This is a genomic window from Rhizobacter sp. P2_H2, assembly GCF_056403375.1.
Map to the genome: position 1 here is coordinate 1 of NZ_JBFUFP010000382.1, position 4755 is coordinate 4755.

At 71.5% G+C, this 4755-nt stretch carries 4 protein-coding genes; 3 read left to right on the forward strand and 1 reads right to left on the reverse strand.

The genetic code is table 11. The features are described from left to right. The coding region (locus tag AC1D15_RS18480) for a bifunctional transcriptional activator/DNA repair enzyme AdaA (RefSeq protein WP_477827128.1) at positions 1-754 on the reverse strand (754 nt) is incomplete at its 3' end. A gap of 136 nt (positions 755-890) precedes the next feature. Here AC1D15_RS18480 and AC1D15_RS18485 point away from each other — a divergent pair. The 3 genes from AC1D15_RS18485 to AC1D15_RS18495 are packed head-to-tail and all read left to right on the forward strand — an operon-like array spanning position 891 to position 4617. Further along, complete coding sequence (locus AC1D15_RS18485) at positions 891-2282, forward strand: phosphomannomutase/phosphoglucomutase (RefSeq protein ID WP_477827129.1); 1392 nt, start codon at positions 891-893, stop codon at positions 2280-2282. 17 nt (positions 2283-2299) lie between these two features. Continuing rightward, positions 2300-3271: a lipopolysaccharide heptosyltransferase I gene (gene waaC, locus AC1D15_RS18490; protein WP_465114504.1), complete on the forward strand. Its 972-nt coding sequence runs from the start codon at positions 2300-2302 to the stop codon at positions 3269-3271. An 8-nt stretch (positions 3272-3279) separates the two neighbouring features. Further along, entirely contained in the window at positions 3280-4617 is a 1338-nt protein-coding gene (locus AC1D15_RS18495) for a 3-deoxy-D-manno-octulosonic acid transferase (protein WP_477827130.1), read from the forward strand. The last annotated feature ends 138 nt before the right edge of the window (positions 4618-4755 follow it).

Genomic DNA, 4755 nt, shown 5'->3' on the forward strand with positions numbered 1-4755 from the left:
CCTCGGGGCCGAGCACGCCGGCGCGCACGCTGCGGCGCACGCGGGCGGCTTCCACCGCCTCGGCGCCCGGTATCGCGCGGGCGGTCAGGAAGCGCAGCATCGCCGCCGTGTCGTACGGGGAGCGGAAACCGAGCGAGACGGTCACGCCGTCGTCCGGCGACACCGACTCGCCGGCTGCATCGCCGCGCAGTCGCGTCGGGCTCATGCGGTAGCTGTCGGCGAAGGCCGCGTTGAAGCGCCGCAGGCTGCGAAAGCCGCTGGCCAGCGCGACCTGCGCGATCGGCAGCCGCGTGTCGGTCAGCAACTGCTTGGCCAGCAGCAGGCGGCGCGTCTGCACGTACTGCAGCGGCGTCACGCCATGCTCGGCCGCGAAGATGCGGCGCAGGTGGCGGTCGCTGACGCCCAGGTGCGCGGCCAGCGCGGCGATCGACGGCGTTTCTTCCTCGGCCGCGGCGTGGTCGAGCCAGTGCGCCGCYTGGCGGGCCAGCGTGCGCGATGCGTCCATCACCGTCCACGCCAGCCCCGGCCCCGGCGCCACTTCAGGTCGGCACTTCATGCACGGGCGGAAGCGGGCTGCCTCGGCCTGGGCCGGCGTGTCGAAGAACACGCAGTTCTCGCGGCGCGGCGTGCGCACGCGGCAAATCGGTCGGCAATAAATGCCGGTCGACGTGACGCCGACGAACCAGCGGCCGTCGAAGCGGGCGTCGCGGGCCTTGATGGCCAGATAGGCGGCATCGGAGTCGAAGGTAGGCATGGCGTGATCATCGCACCCTCGCGCCGCATGACTCGCCGTTTTCGGACATGTCGCGGGCCGGGCTGCGAGCCCGCGCTGGCCCGAAGGCTGCATGTCAGACGCTATCTACAATCCGCCACTCTCCAGGAGAAACCGAATGCAAGTGACTGCGTCCAACTTCAAGGCCTATGACATCCGCGGCATCGTCGGCAAGACGATCGACGAAGCGTTCGCGGAGCACCTGGGCCGCGCCTTCGGCAGCGAGGCACTGAAGGCGGGTGAGAAGGCCGTGGCCGTGGGCCGCGACGGCCGCCTGTCGGGGCCGGGCCTCGTCGCCGCGCTGATCCGCGGCCTCGCGTCGACCGGGCTCGACGTCGTCGACATCGGCGCCGTGACGACGCCGATGCTCTACTACGTGGCCGCCACGCGCGGCAAGCACGGCTGCAACAGCGGCATCCAGGTGACCGGCAGCCACAACCCGAAGGACTACAACGGCTTCAAGATGGTGCTGGCCGGCCGCGCGATCTACGGCGACGAGATCCAGGCGCTGMGCATCCGCATGGAATCGGAGCACTACACCGTGGCCACCGGCCGCACCGGCACGATGGACGTGCTGGCCGAGTACAGCGCCCGCATCGTCGCCGACTGCAAGCTGAGCCGCCCGATGAAGATCGTCGTCGACTCCGGCAACGGCATCCCCGGTGCGTCGGCGCCCGGCATCCTGCGCGCGCTCGGCTGCGAGGTGACCGAGCTGTACTCCGAGGTCGACGGCGATTTCCCGAACCACCACCCGGACCCGAGCAAGCCCGAGAACCTGGCCGACCTGATCCGCACCGTGAAGGAGACCGATGCCGAACTGGGCCTCGCGTTCGACGGCGACGGCGACCGGCTGGGCGTCGTCACCAAGGAAGGCAACATCATCTACCCGGATCGCCAGCTGATGCTGTTCGCGACCGACGTGCTGTCGCGCAACCCCGGCGGCACCATCATCTTCGACGTCAAGTGCACGCAGCGCCTCGCGCCGACGATCCGCGCCGCCGGCGGCAAGCCGCTGATGTGGAAGACCGGCCATTCGCTCGTGAAGGCGAAGATGAAGGAGCTGAAGGCGCCGCTGGCCGGCGAGATGAGCGGCCACATCTTCTTCGGCGAGCGCTGGTACGGCTTCGACGACGCCACCTACACCGCCGCGCGCCTGCTGGAGATCCTGTCGCGCAGCCGCAACCCGAGCCAGGTGCTGAACGCGCTGCCCACCAGCTTCAGCACGCCCGAGCTGAACGTGCCCTGCGCCGAAGGCGAGCCGAAGGTCGTCGTGCAGAAGCTGCTCGACGGCGCGCGCTTCCCCGGCGCGAAGGAGATCATCACGATCGACGGCCTGCGCGCCGAGTACGAAGACGGCTTCGGGCTGATCCGTTCGTCGAACACCACGCCGGTGCTGGTACTGCGCTTCGAAGGGCACACGCAGGAGGCGCTGCACCRCATCGAGGCCGACTTCATGGCCGCGCTGCGCGTGGCCAAGCCCGACGCGCAGATCGCCGCTGCCGCGCATTGACCCGCAGTGCCGTCTTCGTGCGCGTCCTGATCGTCAAGTTGTCGTCGCTCGGCGACGTGGTGCATGCGATGCCCGTCGTCCACGATATCCGGGCGGTCTACCGCAACGCGCATGTCGACTGGGTGGTCGAGCCGGGCTTCGCGCCGCTGGTGCGGCGCGTGCAGGGCGTGAGCGAGGTGATCGAATGCGCGCAGCGCCGTTGGCGGCGCGCCTGGTGGACGCGCACGGTGCGCGACGAATGGCGCGCCTTCCGCGCGCACCTGGCGCAGCACCGCTACGACGCGGTGCTCGACCTGCAGGGCCTGACCAAATCGGCCCTGGTGGCCCGCATGGCCGATGGCCCGAGCTTCGGCCTGGCGAACCGCACCGACGGTTCCAGCTTCGAGCGGCCGGCGCGCTGGCTGATCGACCAGCCGCTCGCGATGGAGCCGCACGTGCATGCGCTCGACCGCTCGCGCAAGCTGGCCGCGATGGCGCTGAACTACACGGTGCAGGGGTCGCCGCAATTCGGGCTGCGCTGCGATGCCCAGCCGCTGCCGAAACGCACGCTGGTGTTCGTGCACGGCACCTCGCGAGACGACAAGCTGTGGCCGGAGTCGCACTGGATCGATCTCGGCCGGCGTTTCATCGGCGCCGGCTGGCGCATCGCGCTGCCGCATGCCGGACCGGTGGAGCTCGCACGGGCAGAACGCCTGCAGCAGGCCTTCGGTGCCGAGGCCGAGGTGTGGCCGGCGATGTCGCTCGATGCGCTGGTCGACCGCATGGGCGCGACGCAGGGCGTGATCGGCGTCGACAGCGGGCTGAGCCACATCGCGGTCGCGCTCGGGCTGCCGCACGTGCAGCTGTACAACTTCCCGACCGCGTGGCGCACCGGCCCGCAGATCGGGCATGGCCACCGGCACCAGGTGTCGGTCGAGCGCGAGCCGACGCCGGAGGTCGACCTGGTGTGGGCCACCTGGCAGGTCGTGCGCGCCGCGTCGCGGGGATGACGGGCACCGTGGATCCCCTGCACGACGTCCCGGCCGCGACGTGGCGGCAGTCGCTCGCACGGCATGCCTATTCGCTGCTGCTGGCGTCGCTGAAGCCGGTGTACCTGCTGCGGCTGTGGCTGCGCGGCCGGGCCGAGCCGCTGTACCGGCACAAGGTGCTGGAGCGGCTGGGCGACTACCGCGAGCACCGCGACCTGCACGAGGGGCGCTGGCTCGGCGACGTGTGGGTGCATGCGGTCTCGCTCGGCGAGACGCGTGCTGCCGCGGCGCTGATCGATGCGCTGCGTGCCGAGCGGCCGGGCCTGCGGCTGCTGCTGACGCACAGCACGGCCACCGGCCGCGAAGCCGGCGAGGCGCTGCTGCGCGAGGGCGATGTGCAGGCCTGGCTGCCGTACGACACGCCGGGTGTCGTGCAGCGCTTCTTCGAGCAGTTCCGCCCGCGCGTGGGCGTGCTGATGGAGACCGAGATCTGGCCGAACCTGCTGCGGCGCGCGCAGGGCAGCGGCATCCCGATGGTGCTGGCGAATGCGCGGCTGAGCGAGAAGAGCCGGCGCCAGGGCGAGCGGCTGGCCGCGGTGCTGCGGCCGGCGGTCGAGGCGATCACGCTGGTGCTGGCGCAGACCGAGGCCGATGCGCAGCGGCTGCGCGATTCGGGCGCGCGCGAGGTCGTCGTCTGCGGCAACCTGAAGTTCGACATGGCGCCGGACGAGGCCTTGCTCGCGCGCGGCCGGGCGTGGCGCCATGCGCTCGCGCGGCCGGTGCTGCTGGGCGCGGTGATGCGCGAGGGCGAAGAGGCGATGCTGCTGGCCGAGTGGGCGAAGCGAGCGGCCGAGAACCGCCCGCTGCTGCTGATCGTGCCGCGGCATCCGCAGCGCTTCGACGAGGTCGCGGCGCTGGTGCAGGCGGCCGGGCTCACGCTCGCGCGGCGCAGCGGCTGGGGCGACACGCCGCCGGCCGAGGCCTGGCACGCCGACGTGTGGCTGGGCGATTCGATGCGCGAGATGGCGCTGTACTACGCGATGGCCGACGTGGCGCTGCTCGGCGGCAGCTTCGCGCCGCTGGGCGGGCAGAACCTCATCGAGGCGGCGGCCTGCGGTTGCCCGGTCGTGATGGGGCCGCACACCTTCAACTTCGCGCAGGCCGCGGAGCTGTCGCTGGCGGCGGGCGCGGCGCTGCGGGTGGCCGACATGGCCGCAGGCGTCGACACGGCCTGTGCCTTGCTCGACAGCCCGGAGCGCGAGCAGCGCGCCGCGCAGGCGAGGGCGTTCGCGGCGGCGCACCGCGGCGCGGCGCGGCGGATGACGGGCTATCTGCTGCGGTGGCTGCCGGTGAAGGCCGCCTCCTGAGCAAGACAGGTAAGAAACACCGTTCGCCCTGAGCCTGTCGAAGGGCCGGACTGAGCTTGTCGAAGGCCTTGCGCGCTTCGAATGCAACCCTTCGACACGGGCCCTCGACAAGCTCGGTCCCTGCTCAGGGCGAACGGG